This window comes from Nonomuraea sp. NPDC048882, assembly GCF_040649755.1.
Taxonomy (GTDB): domain Bacteria; phylum Actinomycetota; class Actinomycetes; order Streptosporangiales; family Streptosporangiaceae; genus Nonomuraea; species Nonomuraea maheshkhaliensis.
This window is the reverse complement of the sequence record NZ_JBEZGB010000035.1, coordinates 42,955-62,752: the sequence shown is the minus strand read 5'-3', so window position 1 is coordinate 62,752 and position 19,798 is coordinate 42,955. Positions and strand designations below refer to the sequence as shown.

General features: G+C 70.6%; 18 protein-coding genes. 8 read left to right on the top strand and 10 right to left on the bottom strand.

Features of this window, described 5'->3' with window-relative positions; all coding sequences use genetic code 11:
• On the bottom strand, window positions 1–1,368 hold a 1,368-nt coding region (locus AB0C27_RS54700; protein ID WP_357862949.1), incomplete at its 3' end, for a Clp protease N-terminal domain-containing protein.
• Between the two features lie 547 nt (window positions 1,369–1,915).
• Between AB0C27_RS54700 and AB0C27_RS54695 the strand changes: the two genes are divergently transcribed.
• The 3 genes from AB0C27_RS54695 to AB0C27_RS54685 all read left to right on the top strand — a co-directional run bounded on the left by AB0C27_RS54695 (window position 1,916) and on the right by AB0C27_RS54685 (window position 5,579).
• Window positions 1,916–3,292, top strand: coding sequence for a sodium/glutamate symporter (locus AB0C27_RS54695; protein ID WP_357862947.1), 1,377 nt, complete (start codon window positions 1,916–1,918; stop codon window positions 3,290–3,292).
• Window positions 3,289–4,584: an aminotransferase gene (locus tag AB0C27_RS54690; RefSeq protein ID WP_357862946.1), complete on the top strand. Its 1,296-nt coding sequence runs from the start codon at window positions 3,289–3,291 to the stop codon at window positions 4,582–4,584. The genes AB0C27_RS54695 and AB0C27_RS54690 overlap by 4 nt, the downstream gene beginning before the upstream one ends.
• Before the next feature lie 113 nt (window positions 4,585–4,697).
• Complete coding sequence (locus AB0C27_RS54685) at window positions 4,698–5,579, top strand: IclR family transcriptional regulator (RefSeq protein WP_357862944.1); 882 nt, start codon at window positions 4,698–4,700, stop codon at window positions 5,577–5,579.
• Here AB0C27_RS54685 and ilvE read toward each other — a convergent pair.
• From ilvE to AB0C27_RS54645, 8 genes are all read right to left on the bottom strand, one after another.
• A complete protein-coding gene (gene ilvE, locus AB0C27_RS54680) occupies window positions 5,566–6,447 on the bottom strand; it encodes a branched-chain-amino-acid transaminase (RefSeq protein WP_357862942.1) in 882 nt (293 codons plus the stop codon). The two genes, AB0C27_RS54685 and ilvE, sit on opposite strands and share 14 nt — an antisense overlap.
• Window positions 6,448–6,487: 40 nt before the next feature.
• Window positions 6,488–8,269 carry a thiamine pyrophosphate-binding protein gene (locus tag AB0C27_RS54675; RefSeq protein ID WP_357862940.1) on the bottom strand — a complete coding sequence of 594 codons (1,782 nt, stop codon included), beginning with the start codon at window positions 8,267–8,269 and terminating at the stop codon, window positions 6,488–6,490.
• 57 nt (window positions 8,270–8,326) lie between these two features.
• Window positions 8,327–9,145 carry a hypothetical protein gene (locus AB0C27_RS54670; protein WP_357862938.1) on the bottom strand — a complete coding sequence of 273 codons (819 nt, stop codon included), beginning with the start codon at window positions 9,143–9,145 and terminating at the stop codon, window positions 8,327–8,329.
• A 202-nt stretch (window positions 9,146–9,347) separates the two neighbouring features.
• Window positions 9,348–10,031 (bottom strand): HAD family phosphatase, encoded by a 684-nt coding sequence (locus AB0C27_RS54665; RefSeq protein WP_357862936.1) that lies wholly within the window; start codon window positions 10,029–10,031, stop codon window positions 9,348–9,350.
• Entirely contained in the window at window positions 10,028–10,753 is a 726-nt protein-coding gene (locus AB0C27_RS54660) for a glycerophosphodiester phosphodiesterase family protein (RefSeq protein ID WP_357862934.1), read from the bottom strand. The genes AB0C27_RS54665 and AB0C27_RS54660 overlap by 4 nt, the downstream gene beginning before the upstream one ends.
• Before the next feature lie 79 nt (window positions 10,754–10,832).
• On the bottom strand, window positions 10,833–12,170 hold the full coding sequence (locus tag AB0C27_RS54655; protein WP_357862932.1) for an ABC transporter substrate-binding protein: 1,338 nt from the start codon (window positions 12,168–12,170) through the stop codon (window positions 10,833–10,835).
• 55 nt (window positions 12,171–12,225) lie between these two features.
• A complete protein-coding gene (locus AB0C27_RS54650; RefSeq protein WP_357862930.1) occupies window positions 12,226–13,098 on the bottom strand; it encodes a carbohydrate ABC transporter permease in 873 nt (290 codons plus the stop codon).
• Entirely contained in the window at window positions 13,098–14,078 is a 981-nt protein-coding gene (locus tag AB0C27_RS54645; RefSeq protein ID WP_346106744.1) for a sugar ABC transporter permease, read from the bottom strand. The genes AB0C27_RS54650 and AB0C27_RS54645 overlap by 1 nt, the downstream gene beginning before the upstream one ends.
• 137 nt (window positions 14,079–14,215) lie before the next feature.
• Here AB0C27_RS54645 and AB0C27_RS54640 point away from each other — a divergent pair, with 137 nt between their 5' ends.
• Together AB0C27_RS54640 and AB0C27_RS54635 are read left to right on the top strand one after the other, a co-directional pair.
• Window positions 14,216–14,995: a DeoR/GlpR family DNA-binding transcription regulator gene (locus tag AB0C27_RS54640; protein ID WP_357862928.1), complete on the top strand. Its 780-nt coding sequence runs from the start codon at window positions 14,216–14,218 to the stop codon at window positions 14,993–14,995.
• A 105-nt stretch (window positions 14,996–15,100) separates the two neighbouring features.
• Window positions 15,101–15,598 (top strand): CAP domain-containing protein, encoded by a 498-nt coding sequence (locus AB0C27_RS54635; protein WP_357862926.1) that lies wholly within the window; start codon window positions 15,101–15,103, stop codon window positions 15,596–15,598.
• Between the two features lie 7 nt (window positions 15,599–15,605).
• Here AB0C27_RS54635 and AB0C27_RS54630 read toward each other — a convergent pair whose 3' ends face one another.
• Complete coding sequence (locus AB0C27_RS54630; protein WP_357862924.1) at window positions 15,606–17,096, bottom strand: hypothetical protein; 1,491 nt, start codon at window positions 17,094–17,096, stop codon at window positions 15,606–15,608.
• A gap of 188 nt (window positions 17,097–17,284) precedes the next feature.
• On the opposite strand from AB0C27_RS54630, the gene AB0C27_RS54625 reads away from it, so the two are divergent.
• The 3 genes from AB0C27_RS54625 to AB0C27_RS54615 are packed head-to-tail and all read left to right on the top strand — an operon-like array spanning window position 17,285 to window position 19,705.
• Window positions 17,285–17,944 carry a methyltransferase gene (locus tag AB0C27_RS54625; RefSeq protein ID WP_357862922.1) on the top strand — a complete coding sequence of 220 codons (660 nt, stop codon included), beginning with the start codon at window positions 17,285–17,287 and terminating at the stop codon, window positions 17,942–17,944.
• The gene (locus AB0C27_RS54620) at window positions 17,941–19,095 is read left to right on the top strand and encodes a pyridoxal phosphate-dependent aminotransferase (protein ID WP_357862920.1); all 1,155 of its coding nucleotides are present in this window, start codon (window positions 17,941–17,943) and stop codon (window positions 19,093–19,095) included. The genes AB0C27_RS54625 and AB0C27_RS54620 overlap by 4 nt, the downstream gene beginning before the upstream one ends.
• Before the next feature lie 31 nt (window positions 19,096–19,126).
• Complete coding sequence (locus AB0C27_RS54615) at window positions 19,127–19,705, top strand: hypothetical protein (RefSeq protein WP_357862918.1); 579 nt, start codon at window positions 19,127–19,129, stop codon at window positions 19,703–19,705.
• Window positions 19,706–19,798: the final 93 nt, after the last annotated feature.

Genomic DNA, 19,798 nt, shown 5'->3' with positions numbered 1-19,798 from the left:
GTCCTCCATGCGGAGCAGGCGCTGCGACTCCTCCTCGGTCAGCTTGAAGACCGGGATGCCGGTGGCGGTCGCCAGAACCTCGGCGATGAGCTCCTCGGTCACGACGTCTTCGGCGTACGAGCCGGCCGGCGCGGTCATCCGGTGGATGCGCAGCCGCGCTCCCGCCTCGTCGATGAGATCGATCGCCTTGTCGGGAAGGTAACGGTCGCTGACGTAGCGGTCGGCCAGCTGCGCGGCGGCGATCAGCGCGTCGTCGGTGATCGAGACGGCGTGATGTGTCTCGTAGCGCTCACGCAGACCCTTGAGCATCTCGATCGTGTGGCTGAGCGAGGGCTCGGCGACGAGAACCGGTTGGAAGCGGCGGGCGAGGGCGGCGTCCTTCTCGAAGTGCTTGCGGTATTCGTCGAGCGTGGTGGCGCCGATCGTCTGCAGCTCGCCGCGGGCCAGCATCGGCTTGAGGATGCTGGCGGCGTCGATCGAGCCCTCGGCGGCGCCCGCACCCACGAGCGTGTGCAGCTCGTCGATGAACAGGATGATGTCGCCGCGCGTGCGGATCTCCTTGAGCACCTTCTTCAGGCGCTCTTCGAAGTCACCGCGGTAACGCGAGCCGGCCACCAGAGCACCGAGGTCAAGCGTGTAGAGCTGCTTGTCCGTCAGCGTCTCGGGCACCTCGCCCCTGACGATCCGCTGCGACAGGCCCTCGACGACGGCGGTCTTGCCGACGCCGGGCTCGCCCATGAGAACGGGGTTGTTCTTGGTCCTCCTGGACAGGACCTGCATGACCCGCTCGATCTCCTTCTCACGGCCGATGACCGGATCCAGCCTGCCGTCGCGGGCGGCCTGGGTCAGGTTGCGACCGAACTGATCGAGTGCTCCGGAGGAGGGCCGGCTCGACTCGGAAAAGGCGATGGGCGCATCCGGCCGGCCGCCCTCGCGGCCGGAAAGGGAGCGCAGGATCCAGGTCCGGATCCGCCCGGGGTCGGCCTCAAGGTTGATCAGCACCTGAGTGGCCACGCCCTGGCCCTCGGCGATGAGCCCGAGCAGAATGTGCTCGGTGCCGATGTAGTCATGACCCAGCTGCACGGCCTCACGGATCGACAGCTCCAGGACCTTCTTGGCCCGCAGGGTGAACGGAATCTGTCCCGGCTCGGTCGGCCGGCCCTGGCCGATGATCTCCTCGACCTGCTGGCGCACACCCTCAAGGCTGACGCCCAGGCTCTCCAGAGCCTTGGCGGCCACGCCTTTCCCTTCATGGATCAAGCCGAGCAGGATGTGCTCGGTGCCGATGAAATTGTGGTTGAGCGTCCTGGCCTCCTCCTGCGCCAGGACGACGGAACGCCGCGCTTGGTCGGTGAACTTCTCGAACATCTCGAGCCTCCTGGCGGGGCGGAATATGCCAGACGGGCGTGGCCTGGATCGTTTCTGGTCGACGATGGTCCACATCAGGGCACCGTCAGGAGTTCCAGGGGCGTGGACGTGGTCGGCCACTGTCAGCGGAGCGCCTTGCCGGCGGGGCGCACGAGCCCGGTTCCGAGCCGTGCTCGTTCAGCGGGGAGTCGGTGCCGGCCGTCGCGCCGGCCGTGTGTCCCCAGGTCGTTTGACACGTTCCACGGAACGGGCGGTGTGATCACCGCTCGACATCGTCCGGCGTACTGAGCCCGCCGACGTGTGGCCCGCGCATGACGCTGCGTGAGCGAACTCGTCGGGCTCCGGTAGCTAACCTGCCTGTTTACCAGCTTAGTCCTCATTATGGTGATTGCCGCCAATTCAGCCGCCGGCCGAACGGACAGGGGCGGCCTGGCGTGCCGGCAGGTCGAGCGGGATCGCGGAACGACCTCGACAAGACACCACAGCGGAGGCATTATCGAAACCAAATCCCGCATCGCGGTACTCACCTCCCAGGAAAGGAGGAGGCGTGGAGTTGACCGTCTGGTCCTTGGTCTGCGATCTCGGCATCATCTGCACCCTGCTCGTCCTCGCCCAGATCCTGCGTGCCAAGGTGCGCCTGTTCCAGGTGCTGTTCCTGCCGGCCAGCATCACGGCCGGCCTGGTCGGGCTGCTGCTCGGCCCCAACGCCCTGGACGTGCTGCCGTTCTCCGAAGCGATCGGGCAGTACCCCGGCGTGCTCATCGTGCTGATCATGAGCGCAGTCCCGCTCGGGCACGCGCTGCGGGGCGGGCGCCGGATGGCGGCCCGCGTCGGGGCGCTCTACTCGTACTCGCAGGCGGGCGAGGTGTTCATGTGGGGGCTCGGGCTGGCGTTCGGGCTGGCCCTGCTGGGACCGCTGTGGGGTGTGCCCGACGGGTTCGGGCTGCTGCTCGCGCTGGGCTGGGCGGGCGGGTTCGGCACCGCGGCGGCGGCCGGGTCGGCGTTCGAGGCGCGCGGCTGGCAGGACGCCACCTCGCTCGGCTACACCGCCGCCACCATGGGCGTGGTCGTCTGCATCGTGGGCGGGCTGATCATCACCAAGTGGGCCGCGCGCAAGGGCACGGCCGGCTCACTCACCCGCTTCGACCAGCTGCCCGAGGAGCTGCGGACCGGCGTGGTGCCCGAGGCGGAGCGGCGCCCGATCGGCACCGGCACGCTGTCGTCGAACTCGCTGGAGTCGCTGACGCTGCACCTCGGGCTGATCCTCATCCCGGCCGTCGCCGGATACTTCCTCGGCCGGTACCTGACCGAGCTCTGGCCGGACATCTCCATCCCCGTGTTCGCGCTGGGCTTCCTCGCGGGGCTGGCGCTCCAGGGCGTCATCACGCTCACCCGTACGGACAAGCACGTGGACCGGGAGACGGTCACCACCCTCAGCAGCACGTTCTCCGACCTGCTGGTCGCCTTCGCCATCACCTCGATCGTGCCGCGGGTGATCGCCGACAACGCCGTGCCGCTGGCCGTGCTCCTGGTGTTCGGGCTGGTCTACTGCGTGGTGCTGCTGCGGTACGTCACGCCGCTGTTCTTCCGTACGCGCTGGTTCGAGCGCGCCATCTTCACCTGGGGCTGGATGACCGGCTCGGTCGCCACGGGCATCGCGCTGCTGCGCATCGTGGACCCGCGCAACCGCAGCCGCACCCTGGAAGACTTCGGGCTCGCCTACCTGGGCGTCGGCCCGGTGGAGATCCTCCTGATCACCACGGCGCCGATCGTCGTCACCGCCGGATACGCCTGGGGCCTGGCCGGCGCGTGCGTCGCGTTCGGCGTCGTCACGCTCGTCCTCGCGCGGGTGTTCGGCTGGTGGGGCCTGCCCGCCGTGGCCGGCACCGAGGAGGAGCCCGCGGCGCAGGAGGTGCCGCGATGAGCGTCTGGCACCCGATGTCCGGGTACGACCCGCAGGCGCGCAGGACCGTCATGGTGTCGGGCGAGGGATGCTGGGTCACCGACGACACCGGCCGGCGCTACCTCGACGCCAAGTCGGGCCTGTGGTGCGTGAACGCCGGCTACGGCCGTGACGAGCTGGCCGACGCGGCCCGCGACCAGCTCAGGACGCTGCCGTACTATCCGCTGACCGACTCCCACCTGCCCGCACAGGGCCTGGCGGCCCGGCTGGGGGAGTGGCTCGGCGGCGACTACGTGTTCTTCTTCTCCAATTCCGGCTCCGAGGCCAACGAGGTCGCCTTCAAGATCGCTCGCCAGTACCACCAGCAGTGCGGCGAGCCGTACCGTCAGAAGATCGTCTCCAGTTACCGCGCCTATCACGGCCAGACCCCCGGCGCGCTGGCCGCCACGGGACAGAACCAGCGCAAGCTCGGCTACGAGCCGCTGCCCGCCGGGTTCCTGCACGTCGCACCACCGGATCCGTACCGCTGTCATCTGTGCGAGGGTGGCTGCACGCTGCGCTGTGCGGGCGAGGTGGAGCGGGTGGTGCGGTTCGAGCTGCCGGAGACCGTGGCCGCCGTCATCGCCGAGCCGGTGATCAGCGGCGGCGGGGTGATCGTGCCGCCGGCCGGCTACCTGGCCGCCGTGGCCGCGATCTGCGCCCGCTCCGGCGCGCTGCTCATCGTGGACGAGGCCGTCTGCGGCTTCGGCCGTACGGGCCGGCGCTTCGGTCACCAGCACTCCGGGATCGTGCCGGACATCGTCACCATGGCCAAGGCCGTCGCCAACGGCTACTTCCCGATCGCCGTCACGGCCGTCCGCCGCGAGATCCACGAACGCTTCGCCGCCACCGGGCCGGGCCGGCTGCGGCACATCAACACCTTCGGCGGCCACCCCGCGGCCTGCGCCGTCGCGCTGCGCACCATGGACATCATGGACGGCGAGGACCTGCCCGCCCGGGCGGCCGCGAATTCGCTGCCGCAGCGGCTGAAACCCCTGCTCGCCCTGCCCCAGGTGGGCGAGGTGCGCGGGCTCGGCCTGCTGGCCGGCGTCGAGCTGGTCGAGGACCGCGTGTCCAGGAGGCCCGTCGCCGCCGACGTCACCCGGCGCGTCGTCGAGGCGTGCAGGGAGCGCGGCGTCATCGTCGGCATGAACGCCAACACCGCCGCGGGCCTGTCGAACGTCGTCATGGCGGGCCCGCCGCTGGTCGCCGGCGATGACGAGCTGGACCTCCTGGCCACGACTCTGGAACGGGCGATCAAGGAGGTCGCGTGAGCACGAGCGGGGAGGTGCCGTGCGGCGCGGTCAGGGAAGTGCTGTGAGTGAACGCGGGTGAGGGGGCCGCCGATGACGGTCATGCCGCAGGATCAGAATGGCAGACTGGTCACGTGAACACGGATCCGCCGGAGCGAGACTCGGAGTCGATCCAGAGCCCGGAGCGAAACTCGGAGTCGATCCAGAGCATCGAGCGCGCCGCCGCGATCCTGGAGGCCGTGGCCGCGGGAGACGGCCACGGCCGCCGCCTGATCGACATCGCCGCCGACACCGGCCTGCGCAAGGCGACCGCCCACCGCATCCTCGGCACCCTCGCCCAGGTCGGGCTGGTCGAGCAGGACGAGCGCACCAGCCGGTTCTCCCTCGGGCTGCGCCTGTTCTCGCTCGGCATGGCCGCCGCCAACCGCTACGGCCTGGCCGACCTGGCCAGCGAGTGCATGCTGCGCCTGGCCGAGCGCACCCACGACACGATCTACCTCACCATCCGCAGCGGCTACGAGGCGGTGTGCGTGGACCGGGTGACCGGCGGGTTCCCCATCAAGACGCTCAGCCTCAACGTCGGCGACCGCCGTCCGCTCGGCGTCGGCGCGGGCAACCTGGCCATGCTGGCCGGGCTGCCCGACGACGAGATCCGCACGATCGTGGCGGCCAACGCCCCGCAGTACCCGCACTTCGGCAAGCTCGACTCGGCGACGATCATGGCCGCGGTCGAGGAGAGCCGCGAGCTGGGATACGCGTTCAACGACCGGCTGATCCTGGCCGGGATGAGGGCCGTCGGCGTGCCGGTGCTGGGACACGACGGGCGGCCCGTGGCGGCGCTCAGCGTCGCCGCGATCACCGAGCGCATGTCGCCCGCCCGCCGCGCCGACATCGTCGCCTGGCTCACCGAGGAGGCCGAGGCGCTCAACGCGCGGTTGCGCGAGGCGATCGGCAAGGTCACCGAGTCGCGCGTACGCCGCCTCGCGGGCGACCAGCCCGCCCCTACCGTCCGGTGAGCGGGGTGCTCCAGCGATCCGACGACAACGCCGCACGGTAGGCGTCCTGGAGCGCGGACACCACGGGGCCGGGCCCGCCCCCGCCGATCGTGCGCCCGTCGACCTCCACCACCGGGACGAGACCGCCCGCGGTGCTGGTGAGGAACACCTCGTCGGCGGTGTAGGCGTCGTACAGCTCAAGGTCGCTCTCGTGCACCTGGTGGCCCGACTCCGCGGCCAGCCGCATGACCGTGTCCCGGGTGATGCCGCGCAGCACGTCGTGCCGCGGCGTCCGCACCACCCCGTCCGTGACGACGAAGACGTTGAAGCCCGGCGCCTCGCACAACCGGCCGTGCACGTCCAGCATCAGCGCCTGGTCGGCGCCGGCGGCCCTGGCCTCGATCTTCGCCATCACGAGGTTGAGGTAGTTCAGGCTCTTCACGTGCGGGTCGAGGACGTGCCCCGGCGGCCTGCGGATCGCGACGGTCTTCACCCGCAGCCCGCTCCTGGACGAGCGGTCGATGTACGGCCGCGCCATGATGATCAGGTTCGGCACGCACCCGGTGGGATCCATCAGCGGCGTGCCGTTCGAGCCGCGGGTCAGGATCCACTTGACGTAGGCGTCGGCCAGCCCGTTCTCGCGTACAGTCAGCATGACCAGGCTCTTCAGCCGCTCCCCGGAGACGGGACAGTCCAGGGCGACGGCCGCGCACGACCGCAGGAAGCGCCGCACGTGCTCGTCCAGCCGGAAGACCCGGCCCCGCCAGGCGATCACGGTCTCGAAGACCCCGTCGCCGTAGAGCACCGCGTGGTCCAGGATCGAGATCGCGGCCTTCGCCTCGGGCACGAACTCGCCGCCGACATAGGCGATGCGTTCGCCGTCGTTCATGTCACACCTCGCCTTCTCCGTTGCCTCGCGTGCATGGCGGTCAGGCCGGGCGGTCGCCCGGGCGGACCGTGAGCGTGCGATTGTCCGTGCCGGGCAGCATCCGGCCCGGGTCGCGGGTCACCACGACGTCGACCACGCTCGGTGCGTCGCGGGCCGCCATCGCCTTCCGCAACGCCGGCCGCAGTTCCTCCGGGTGCTCGACCCGGTGCCCGTGGCAGCCGAAGCTCCCGGCGAGCTCCGCGTAGTCCGTCTCGACCAGGTCGGCGGACTGGTAGTTGCCCGCGCCGTAGACGGCGTGCTGGAGCGCCTTGACGTATCCGGAGGCGGCGTTGTTGACGACCACGAGCGTGAAGGCGACGCCGGCGCGGCGGGCGGTCTCCAGGTCGCCGACGGTCATGTTGAGCCCGCTGTCGCCGGTGATGCTCACGACCGGGGCTCCGGTGCCGCGGACGGCCAGGGCGGCGCCGATCGCTCCCGGCAGGCCGTACCCGATGGAGGCGAAGCCGCGGTCGGCCACGAACCCCCGGCCCGCCCGCTTGGTGTCGTACAGGAGCCCGGCCCAGTGGCTGGCGAAGCCGCCGTCGGCGACCAGCACCCCGTCCTCGGGCATGGTCCGGTTGAGCTCGCCGATCAGCCGTCCCATGTCGATCGGCACCTCGTCGCTCTCGTAGCGGGCCCGCGCGTCGCGCGACCACGCGGCGCGGCGTCGCCGCACCTCCAGCAGGTACGCCGCCCGGCCGTCGGACGGCGCGCCGGACTCCAGTGCGGGCTCCAGTGCGGGCTCCAGTGCGGTCGCGAGGTCCGACAGCCCGGCGCGGGCGTCCCCCCAGAGCCCGATAGAGGTACGTGCCCAGCGGCCGATCTCCTCCGCCACGATGTCGAGGTGGATCACCGGCGTGCCCGGCACGGGCAGGGTGTAGCGCCTGGTGGCGATCTCACCGAGCTTGCAGCCGACGACCAGCAGGCAGTCGGAGGACTCGATGAGCTCGTTGGCGTACCTGCTGAACCGCCCGAACAGGCCGGCGGACAACTCGTGCCCGCACGGGATCGCGCCTTTGCCGCTCAGCGTGTGCGCCACCGGGATGCCCGCGCCCTCCGCCAGGCGCAGCAGGGCGTCATGGGCGCCCGACAGGTGCACGCCGCCGCCCGCCAGGATGAGCGGGCGCCGGGCCCCCGCCAGCGACTCCGCCGCGCGTTCCACGTCGGACGCGTCCGGCCGGGTCCGCCGGGCCGGCACGCGGGCGGTCGCGCGGTCGGCGTGGAGGTCGCTCGCCGCGAAGGCGTGCTCGGCGTGCGCGACGTCCTCCGGCACGTCGATCACCACGGGGCCGGGGCGTCCCGACGTGGCCACCGTGTACGCCCGCCGGACCACCTCGGGGATGCGCTCGACGGCCTCGACTCGGATCAGTTCCTTGACGGCCGGGCGCAGGATCTCCACCTGCCTGGCCTCCTGCGTCATGTTGCGCCAGGAGTGTCCCCGATGGGTGTCGCCGGTCAGGGCGATCACCGGGACGCCCGCGTTCAGCGACTCCACCAGGGCCGTGACCAGGTTCGTGGCGCCGGGCCCGAGCGTGCCGTCGCAGATTCCCGGCCGGCCGGTCAGCCGGGCGTAGGCGTCGGCCGCGAAGGCCCCGGTCCGCTCGTCGTTCACCAGGATGTGCTCCATCCCCAGGGCGCGGACGCCCTCGTAGAACGGCAGCAGCTGGAAACCGGCCATGCCGAACATGGGGCCCGCGCCGCAGATCCGGAGCATCTCCGCCAGGGCCCGCCCGCCGGAGACGGGCCGTCCTGGATCCTCGCCGTGCGTGCTGGAGTCCGTCATTGCACCTTCCTGTCCCGATCCGGTCGATCGTCGTGCGATGTCAGTGCGAGGCCGTTCTCAGTACGAGGTCGCTTTCAGTACGAGGCCGACGAACTCGGGTGTGGACATGCCCACGCGGGCTCCGAGGCGGGCCGCGGTCTCGTTCCCGGCCGAGAGCACGCCGTCGTGGTAGGTGGAGCGCCCGTCGCCCACCCGCGCGGACGCGGCCGACACCGTGACCGCCGCTATCCCGCGCGTGTCCAGCACCGGCAGCCGGCCCAGCCCGGCACCGTCCCTGCCGATCCCGGCGTCGTTGAAGACGGCGGCGGATGCGGCGACGCGGAGCGCGGTGCTCGGCGTCCCGCCCAGCAGACCGCCGTGCGACCCCGTGACCAGCACATCCCCTTCGTCTCCCGGGCCGGCCAGCGAGGCGGAGTCGAGGGCCCAGACGCGCGGCCGCCCGTCACGCAGCAGGTGCCGGCTCTCCTCCACCCGCGGGGGCCGCGCCGCCGGGGCGCTCGCCCGGGCGAGGGCGCGCGCCGCTTCCCCGCAGGGCAGGCCGGGCGCGCATCCCAGCGTCCGTGCGGGCGCGTTGGCGTACGAGATGCGGCCGTGCCGCAGGGCGTCGCCTCCATCCCCGATGCGGGCCGTCACGTGGCTCACGGCCGCGGCCGGCACCCCGAGCGCTTCGAGGTAGTCCAGGCCGGCCACTCCCGCCCGGTCGAGGCCGACACCGGCGTCGTTGAACACGATCGCCCGGACGCCGGCCCGGGCCGCGAGCCGGGCCGGGTAGAGCCCGCCGTGGGAGCCGACGACCACGACGGCGGCGCGGTGTTCGCTGCCCAGTTCCGTCGCGCTGTCGACGAAGGCCGGTTCGCTCCCGGGTGGGGTGGACATCCTCACGATCCGAGCTGCCCGTGCCCTGTCACGGTCACAGTTGCTCCCCTCGCCGCGACGTCCCAGTTTCGCAATACGATACCCAGTCTCTAAATAGCGTCAAGGCCGTTCAAGTTCTTCAAGGGGAGCGCTCGACCGATGGATCGTTCCACGACAACGCGCCGACCCCTTTCGAGGGGCCGGCGCGCGATGTTCCGTCTGTTCAGCCGATCCTGGCCGCCAGCAGCGAGATCAGCCGGTCGACGGTGACGGTCTCCAGGGGAGTCACCACCGCGCCGTGACCGTCGGCCAGTGCCGCGGCGTCCTCCGGCACGGCCACCACCAGGCAGCCCGCCGCCAGCGCCGACGTGATGCCGGGGCGGGAGTCCTCCAGTGCCACGCAGTCGCGCGGATCGACGCCCAGCCGGTCGGCCGCCGTCAGATAGGACTCCGGGTCGGGCTTCGGGCGGGTCACCTCGTCGCCGCAGACCACGGTGTCGAACATCCCGGGGTCGAGCTGGGCCAGCACCTCGTCCACCAGGACCCGGTGGCTTGAGGTCACCAGGGCGGTGGGAATGCCGCGCTCGCGTACGGACCGCACCACGGCCTGGGCGCCCGGCCGCCACGGCACCCCGAGGGCGAACAGCTGCCGGGTGCGTTCCAGCAGCCAGGCGGCCGACTCCTCGACGTCCGCCGCCACACCGAGAGAATCGTGGACGATCCGGGCGGTGTCGCGCAGGTTGCTGCCGACCACCCGGCGGCGGGTCTCGGCCGCCAGTGTGCCCCCGAGTGTCTCGGCGAAGCCGGCGAGGCTCACGTCCCAGAGGGGCTCGCTGTCGAAGAGGGTGCCGTCCATGTCGAACAGCGCCGCCGCCAGGGTGCGGGCGGTGGCGGTTTCCGTCGTCAACGGAGCGCCTCGGCCAGCCACCGCCGCGCCGTACGGGGATCGTCGCTGGTCGTCCCGTCCACGCCGAGTTCGAGCCAGCGCCGCAGGTCGCCCGCGTCGCGCGTGGGCCAGCCGTGCACCGGCACGCCCTCGTCGTGGAGCCGCTTGACGACCTCGGCGGTCAGTCCCTCCGCGCCGCTGTGGACCCGGGAGGAGCCGGTGTCCTCGATCAGCTGCCGGTAACCGCCCGGGTGGGCCTCGGCGGTGGTCCACTTGGAGACGATGATGCCGCGCGGGATCTCCGGCAGCTTCTTCGCCACGGTGGCCATCGCCTCGACCGAGAAGCCGGTCAGAATCGTCCGCTCGGCGTAGCCGGGGTGCCGGGGGAAGAAGTCGGTCAGGCCGTCGATGGCGGCCAGGTCCTTGATCTCCAGCTGGACGAAGCGGGTCGTCGCCGCGTACATCTGCTCCAGCGTGGGCACCCGCTCACCCCCGCCCACGTCGACCGCGCTGATCTCCGACCAGGTCAGCTCCGCGACGGGGCCCAGCTCCCGGCCGGCCGGCTCGGCCGCGGTCCGGTCCAAGGTGGCGTCGTGCAGCATGAAGAGCTGCCCGTCCGAGCTGATCCGGACATCGGTCTCCAGCTCGTCCACGCCGACCTCTTCGGCCACACGGAAGGACGCGATGGTGTTCTCGGGTGCTTCGGCCATGGCGCCGCGATGTCCGACGATGGCAAATGCCACGATCTTCCTCTCTGCTGTGATTTGTGGAGTCTCGTGGGGGGAGCCGGCCGGCGGAGCGGCGGCACGAGAGGTCGAGGGGTCAGGAGGCCACCAGCCGCTGGTACTTCGGCAGCACCCGCTGGACGGCCGGGGCGAGGGTCCGGTTCGCCTCGCGCAGCGCCTCACGCGGGTCGGCGTTGGAGGCGTACACCTTCTGCAGCACGATCAGCATCTCGGAGATCGTCTCGTTCACGTACCGGCGCATCACGTCCGCCTGGCGGGCGCGGCTCAGCTGATCCTGGGCCACCTGGTACGCGGGCGTCGCGGCGTTGCGTTCCTTGATCTTCGGCGAGTTGAGCGAGCTGGTCGTCACCGGGAGGTAGCCGGTGTTGAGGCTCCACTCGGGAGCGCCCGTCTCGGCCAGGTACTTGACCAGCTCCCAGGTCGCCTGCTTGCGCGTCCTGGTCGAGTTGCGCATGATCGCCAGCCCGCTGCCTCCTGTCGGCACGCCGGTCGCGTTCTGCTCGGGCAGGAAGGCCGCGCCGAACTCGAACTTGGCCGCCTTGAGCAGCGAGGTCAGCGCGCCGGTGGAGTTGGTGATGGTCGCCGTCACGCCGGCCGCGAAGTCGGCGTTGACGTCGTTGGCCAGGTAGGCCATCTGGTCGTCGTGGATGAACGCCCGGTCGAACTCCAGAGAGGCGACGGTCTGCTCGCTCTCCAGCCGCGTCGACATGCCCTCGGAGTAGCTGCCGCCGAAGGCCCAGCTCGACCCCTGGAAGTACCAGTCGTCCTTGCCGGTGTAGCCGCGCATCTTGACCGGCGAGCCGTTGTACTTGAAGCCCTTGAGCTGGCGCCCCCACTCCCGCAGCTCGGTGAACGTCTTCGGCCCGTGGTCGGGCAGCCCGGCGCCGGCGAAGATCTCCTTGTTGTAGTAGAACAGGGGCGTCGAACGGGCCCAGGGCAGCCAGTAGACCTGGTCCCTGACGGTGCCCTCGGCCAGGAACCGCGGATGATACTTGTCGGGGCCGAAGCCGGCGTCGAAGTAGCCGCTCAGCGGTTCCAGCGTCTCGGCGAGGAAGTAGCGGTTCCAGTTCACGTCGCTGAGCGTGACGAGGTCGGGAACCTGCCCTACGGCGAAGCTGGCGGCCAGCTTCGAGTCGAGCGCGGGATAGCCCGGGAACAGCTGGATCTCGCAGTAGATGTCCTGCTGCGACTGGTTGAACCCGTCGATGATCGTCTGCAGCACCTCGGCGTTGTGCGCGGTGAACGCGCTCCACAGCACGACCCGCTGGCGGCGGCGGAACTGATCCGGCACCAGCCCGCTCACCTGGGCGTAGTCGCCTTCCATCCGGCCGACGCAGCCGCTCAGGGCCAGGCCGGCCAGGGCCCCGGTGGCGCCGGTCAGGAGCCGGCGCCGGCTGAAACTCGTCCCCGTCACGCTGGGTCCTCTCTGAACGAACCGGATCGCCGGCACATGGTGGTCATGAGATCCGTCACCGTCGGACCGCGCTGCCGGCCAGGCCGGCCACGATGTAGCGCTGTGCCAGCAGGAAGACGATCAGCACCGGCAGGACGACGAACAGGGTGCCGGCCATCAGCGCGCCCCAGTCGTTGATGCCGTCGTTCTCCTTGAGGTAGAGCAGGCCGATCGGCAACGTCCGCATGTTGACCGAGTTCGTCACGATCAGGGGCCAGACGAAGCCGTTCCACTCGTCGATCAGCGCGATCAGCCCGACCGTGATGATCGCCGGCCGGGACATCGGCATGATGATCGAGAAGATCGTGCGCAGGTGCCCCGAGCCGTCCAGCTGCGCCGCCTCCAGCACCTCGTACGGGAGCGACCGGAAGAACTGGTGCAGCAGGAAGGTGCCGAACGCCGACGCCACGCCCGGCAGGATCAGGCCGGCGTAGGTGTTCAGCAGGTTCATCTGGCCGATGGTGATGTAGTTCACCAGCAGCGTCACGTGCCCGGGGACCATCAGCGCGCCGAGCATGAAGATGAACAGGTAACGCTTGCCGGGGAACGGCAGGAAGGCGAAGGCGTAGGCGGTGGAGATGGCCAGCACCACCTTGAGCGCCGTCCCGATCGCCGCCACCACGACCGAGTTGATCAGGAACTGGTCGAACGGGGCCAGCGTCCAGGCGTTGACGAAGTTCTCCAGGGTCAGCGACCCCGGGATCACCCGCATCGGCCAGCTGTTGATGTCGGCGTTGGTCTTGAACGCCGTACTGACGAAGAGATAGAGCGGGACCAGGAAGACCAGGGCCGTGAGCACCAGGGCGAGCACGCCCCACCAGCGCGTACGGCGGGAATCGGGCTTCCGCGCGGCGGGCTCGGTCGCCGCAGCGGTCGGCATGACCGTCATCAGTAGTGAACCCTCCGCTCGACGAACCGGAACTGCAGCACGGTGATCGCCATCAGCACCACGAACATGATCATGGAAGCCGCGCTGGAGACGCCGACGTTGCCGCGGTTGAACGCTTCGTCATAGATGAACCAGCTCAACGTGGTGGTGGAGCGGGCGGGCCCGCCACCGGTCATCATGGCGATCACGTCGAAGGACTGGAAGGCCGAGATCGTCTGGGTGATCACCAGGAAGAACGTGGTGGGGGAGAGCAGCGGGAAGATCATCCGGCGGAACTGCGTCCACCGTCCCGCACCGTCGATCCTGGCCGCCTCCAGCACCTGGGACGGGATCTGCTGGATGCCCACCAGGTAGACGATCGCGACGAAGCCGAGCCCCTTCCAGATGGAGACGATGATCAGCGCCCACAACGCCCAGGAGTCGTCGGTCGTCCAGGCCGGCGACGTGGCTCCGAACGCCTCGAACGCCAACCGGCTGAGGCCGATGTTGGGATCGAAGATGAACAGCCAGATGGTCGCGATCGCCGCCCCGGACAGCACGTGCGGGGCGAAGGCGAGCGTCTGCACCGCGTTCGCGCCCCGTAGGCGCTGCGCGAACAACATCGCCAGCGCCAGGCCGAGCACCAGCGTCACGACCACCACGACGACCACCCACACCAGCGTGCGGAACAGGACTTCGGGGAAGGACCAGCCGCTGAACAGGGACTGGTAGTTGAGCAGCCCGGCCCACTCGGCCTGCGGCGAGATGAAGTCCCACGTGCTGAAGCTCAGATAGACGTTCTCGACGATCGGCCAGTACGAGAACACGGCGATCAACGCCAGGTTGGGCAGCGCGAAGGCGGCGAACAGCAGATACCCGCGCCGCCGGCGGCGTGCCGCGGCGCGCCGCCCGTCGGGCGTTGTTCCGCCGGCATCGGCCGTTTGGCGGGCGCTGTCGGAGAGGGCTGATCTCGAGTCGAGATCGCTTGCTCCACTGCTCACGGGCTACCACCCATCCGCATCGAGGTCGAACAGGTGCAGACTTTACTGGCGGTCTCGTGCTCGAATCTGTTCATATGAGGCGAAATCTGTGACCATTGCGCGAACGTTTCGTCCAGATGTGCAAGGGTGTGCGCAAGGTGTCAAGCTCGTTTCACGGCCGTGCCTTCGACCGCCAGCAGCGGATCCTCACCTACGTCAGGAGCGAGGGCCGCGCGGTCGTCTCCGACATCGCCGATCTGTTCTCGATCTCACCCGCCACGCTGCGCCGGGACCTGCGGGCCCTTGAGGCGCAGCGCCTGATCGCCCGCTCGTACGGCGTCTTCTACCCCACGGACATCGGCCGTTACGAGACCCCGGTCGAGCACCGGCGCAAGGCCAAGACCGAGGAACGGCTGATGATCGCCGAGGCCGCGATCGCCATGATGGTCGACGTCGACACCGTCTTCCTCGACGAGGGAGCGCTGCCGGAGGACCTGGTCGGGCCGATGCGCCGGCTGCAGCGGATGACCGTCGTGACCCGCTCCCTGACCATCGCCGCCGAACTCAACCGCCAGACCGACCACGACGTCATCATGGTCGGCGGCCGGCTCCGCCCGAAGACCATGGGCACCGTCGACCGGTGGGCGACCGCGATGCTCGCGGAGCTGAACGTAGACCTGGCTTTCATGGGCACCAACGGCGTGTCGCTCGAGCGCGGGCTGACCACTCCCGATCCGGCCGTGGCCCAGGCCAAGACGGCGGCGCTGCAGGCGGCCCGTCAGACCGTGCTGGTGTGCGAGCACACCAAGTTCGGGGTGGCCAGCTTCGCCAAGTTCGCCGACATCGAGCAGCTGACGTACATCATCACCGGCAAACAACTCTCCCGCTCCACCGCCCAACGCTACGGCACCGCCGGGCCTCGGGTGCTGCGTGTCTAGCGCCGGCCGTCGCGGACGATGATCAACTCCAAATAGGATGACGCGTCACCACGGGCCGCACCAGAATGCGGGGCCGTCCGACGTCCGCCGCACCTGGAGGCCCCCATGCGCCGTCCCCTCGCGTCGCTCACCGTCACCGCCGCCGTCCTGGGCACGTTCGCCGTGCCCGTGAGCACGGCGCAGGCCGGTACGGTGCCCGCGTCCGCCCGGGTGGGGACGGCGCGGGAGAACATGGTGGTGCGGCTGGTCAACGCCCGGCGGGCGAAGAAGAAGGGCTGCCGGGCGCTCAAGCACCACCCCCAGCTCCACCGTGCCGCCCGCACGCACTCGGCCGACATGGCGGAGCACGGCTACTTCTCGCACACCTCCAGCGACGGCCTGGACCACATCGACCGCATCAAGGCGGCCGGCTACAAACGCGGCAGCCGCTGGTCGGAGAATCTCGGCAAAGGCCAGCGCACCCCCGCCATGGCCGTGCAGTCCTGGATGAACTACGCCGGAACCAAGGCCGCCATCATGAACTGCAAGTTCACCGTCATCGGGGTCGGCGCCGTCGACGACTCCGACGGAAAGATCGTCTGGACGCAGGTCTTCGCAGACTGACGCCGCTTCAGGGGAAGTACGGCTCCTCTCGCCAGGCATAGTGGTCGGGGAGGCGGAAATCGGTCAAGGGGATCACTCGGCCGACTGACGATGTGCCATCTTTAAGGACCGATTTCAACCGCCTCGGGCAGAGCCCGGTCGGTGGTTGGCTCAGGACGAGGTTGCTGTAGCCCTCCTTCCGCAGCTCGACGCAGAGTGCCTTGATCAGCCGAGAGGAAAGCCTCGGGTGGCGGCGGGAATCCACCAGGTGGAAGTAGCGGAGTTCGCAGGCGTCGGGGGCCGGATGGCCCAGCACGGCGCCGATGACACCGAACAGCTTGCTCTGATGGTCCTGGTCGAGGACGAGCAGGAGACGCTGCTCGCCGGTTCCGGTGTCCTGGAAGATCTTCCGGCGCAGCTCGGCGACGCTGGGTGCGCCGGTCAGCGCGGTCACCAGCGGCTCGTCGTAGGGCTCGTAGTCGCGGACCCGGTTCGCGTGGTCCAGGTGAAGGTCCAGGTAGTCCTCGTTCTGGCAGGGCATCAGAAACCCGTGCCTGCGTGGGCAGCCGGGGTCCCAGTGGTAGGCGTAGTGGATGAGCGAGGCGGCCAGGTCGGGGTGGGCGCCGGCCCAGACGTCGTCGAAGACGTACCAGGGCCGGTGGCCGATGCCGTCCGCGTGCAGGGCCAGCTGCGCCAGGTGCTCGCCGACCTCGATGAGCGTCCGCTCGGGCCGGCGGCCGTCGTCGGGAGTGACGGTGCGCAGGTGCTCCAGCGCCGCCCGGTGCGCCTCGTCATGCGGCTCGGGGAGCTCGCCGGCGTCGTCCGCGAACCGGCTGAGGCGTTCGAAGGCGGGCGCGATGTCGTCGTCGTCCGGGCCCACCAGTGCCCTGAGGTGGAGGAGGAATTCGGGCCAGTTGTCGCGATTCTGGATCGGCCGCCGCAGCGCGGCGGCCAGCTGGGGCAGTCGCACACCGGGCAGAACGTACGTCCGATCCCAGGCGAGGGTGTCGTGCCTGGCCTGCAGCGTGGTGCACAACAAGTAGGTGGCGCCGACGTCACCGGCGGCCGCGGGGGCGAGCTCTTCGCAGGGAAAGGGCGCGACGAACGGCTCGGGGCCGGGAGCGGCGGCGTCGGGCAGCGGCCAGGCGGCGTGGACGGGGTAGGCCCAGCGATCCGGCCGCCCGGCGACGCGCTCGTCGTCGACGAAGTAGAACGCCTCCTCCAGAAACGCGCCCATGCTGCTGATGCGGATGCTGTGGGCGTCGATGTGCAGCTCGCGGTCGGCCCATAACTCCATCCGGATCCGGCGGCGCAACTCGACCAGGTCCTCGGGAGGGGTGTCGCCGCAGTCCCGCAGCCGTTCCAGCTCGTACGGCGCGCCGTCCAGCTCGGCGTGCGCCCGGTCGAGCCCGTCCGGCTCCCACAAGCCGCGGAACCACTCCAGGACGGTACGGCCGGGCACGTGCCGGACCCGCTTGCACAGCGGCCCGGCTTCCCAATCGCGATGGATGAAGTACATGGGGTGTGGCTCCTGACGTGATGGGCGGCACGGCGGTCCAGGTTACTGATCTTGCGGTACGTGGCCGGGTCTTGTCGCGTGCGGCCGCTCGGCCCAGATCGTGCGCTCTGCTCCTGGCCCCTTCGAGGTTCCTGGGTTACGATCCCTTCATATGAGATGACCATCTCATTTGAGAATGGAGAATCGTCATGTTCATTGTCGCGCCCACGGACAGCGTGTCCATCGTCCCGCCCTGGGATCGGGTGCCGGTGGAGGAGATTCGCCGGCTGGGAGAGGTGCCGGCCGCCGACGTCGGTGACGCGCTGCGGCGGATGACCGTCATGGACGGCGGCATCCGGCTGCTCACCGGGCATGCCGGGCTCCTGGGAACCGCACTGACGGTGGACGTGCGGTCCGGGGACAACCTGGCCGTGCACCGGGCGCTCGACGAGGCGCGGCCGGGTGACGTCCTGGTCGTCAACGGGCACGGGGACCTGACCCGGGCGCTGGTCGGCGACCTCATCGGCGAGATCATGGTGAACGCCGGGGTCGTCGGTGCGGTGGTCGACGGCGCCATCCGCGACGTACGGGCGCTGAACGAGCTGGGCCTGGCCGTCTACGCGCGCACGATCACCCCCGCCGGGCCGTTCAAGGACGGGCCGGGCGCCGTCGGGGGCCCGGTGGCGGTCGGCGGGGTGGTGGTGGAGGCGGGTGATGTGCTGGTCGGTGACGCGGACGGCGTCGTCGTCGTCCCCCGGAGCCGGGTGAAGGAGGCCGTGACCGCGGTCGGCGAGGTCGTCGAGAAGCAGGAGGCGCTGCGGCGGCGCATCCTCGCCGCGCGTTCCGGACCAGCGGGGGCGGCACGATGACCGCCCCCAGGATCGCCGACCTGCGGCGCCGTTCGCGGCGGCCGGCCCTGGCGCCGGCTCCGCCGGGAGCGGTGTCGCTCGCCATGGGCGAGCCGGACTTTGCGACGCCGCCGCCGGTGGTCGAGGCCGCCGCGGCCGCACTGCGTGCGGGGCACACGCACTACGCCGATCAGAAGGGCCTGCCGGAGTTGCGCGCCGCGCTCGCCGCGAGGTTGCCGGGGCGTCCCGGACGGACCTGGAGCGCGGACGACGTCGTGGTCACCCACGGCGCCACCGCGGCGCTGGCCGCCGTCGTGCTCGCGATGATCGGCCCCGGCGACCGCGTGGTCATCCCCGAGCCGGCCTACTCGCTGTACGCCGATCTGGTCGTCTTCGCCGGGGGCACAGTGGACCACGTCCCGCTCGCCCCTGACCTGCACTGGGATCTCGACGCCCTGGCCGCGGCGCTGCCAGGGGCGGCGATGATGATCTTCTCGAATCCGTCGAACCCGACCGGGATCGTCCACCGCGAGCAGGAGCTCAAGGCCCTCGGGGACCTCCTCGACGGCTCGGACGTCCTGGTCGTCAGCGACGAGGCGTACCACCGGCTGGTCTATCCGGGGCACGTGATGACCTCGGCGCTGGAGATCGAGTCGCTGCGGGACCGGACGGTGTACGTGCAGACGTTCTCCAAGACGTACGCGATGACCGGCTGGCGGGTGGGGTACCTGGCCGGGCCGCGCGAGGTGGTCGACGCGGCCGCTCACGCGCACCGGACGAGCAACGGCTCGCTGAACACGGCGGCCCAGCACGCGGCGCTCGCCGCCCTCGACCTGCCGGACGGCGTCGTCGGCGCCATGGCCGAGACGTACCGGCGGCGGCGCGAGCTGGTGGTCGCGCACCTGACCGGGGTTCCCGGGCTGTGGCTGGTGCCGCCGGAGGGGGCGTTCTACGGGTTCCTCCGTTACGACGCCGGCCTGCCCTCCGACGTGGTCGTCAGGGAACTCGCCGAGCGGAAGGTGCTGGTCAGGGCCGGTGCCGAGTACGGGCCTTCGGGTGAGGGGCACGTGCGGATCTCGTTCGCCGCCTCCGAGGACGACCTGCGGACCGGGCTGGCCCGCATCGTGCGGTACTTCGGCGATGAGGGATATCCTGCGCCTGCGCGTCCATGAGGGCGAAGGATTCGGGTGACTGGGGGCAAGCTTGCGTAGCGACACCCGGCGCAACCGCCGGCGCCTCCTGGAGGCCGTCGGCGAGCTGGCCAGGGAGGCGCCCGACGAGCTCACCATGCAGGCCGTCGCGTCCCGCGCGGAGATCGGCCCGGCCACCGCCTACCGCTACTACTCCACCGTGGACGACGCGCTCGCGGCCTATGTCCTCAGCGTCGTCGAAGAACTGCGCGACTTCAGCGCGGCGTCGACGGCGGAAGGGCAGCCGCTGTTCGACTCGGTGGTGGACAAGTGGGTGGACCTGCTCGCCGAGCACGGCCCTGCGCTGGTGCAGCTGCGGTCGCGGCAGGGATACCTGAAGCGGCTGCACGACGCGAACGAGATCATCGTCGCGATGCGGGACGCCTGGTCAGGGCCGGTGCGGGAACTGCTCGCCGACCTCGGCCTGCCGGCCGAGATGCTGGAATACGCCCTGTTCCTGAACAACATCATGTACGACCCCCGGGAGATCCAGGACCTGCTGGAGGAGACCGACCTGTCGCGCAGGGAGGTCGTCATCCGGCTGACCGAGGCGTACCGGGGCGCCTTGCGCGGGTGGGCGCGGGCGGGCTGATCGCCCTCCTTCGCCGCCGGGAACCGGGCTCGTGGTCATGGGCCGGAGCCGTCGAGTCCGTGGGTGCGGCGATCGGAGAGCACGTCCCTGGCT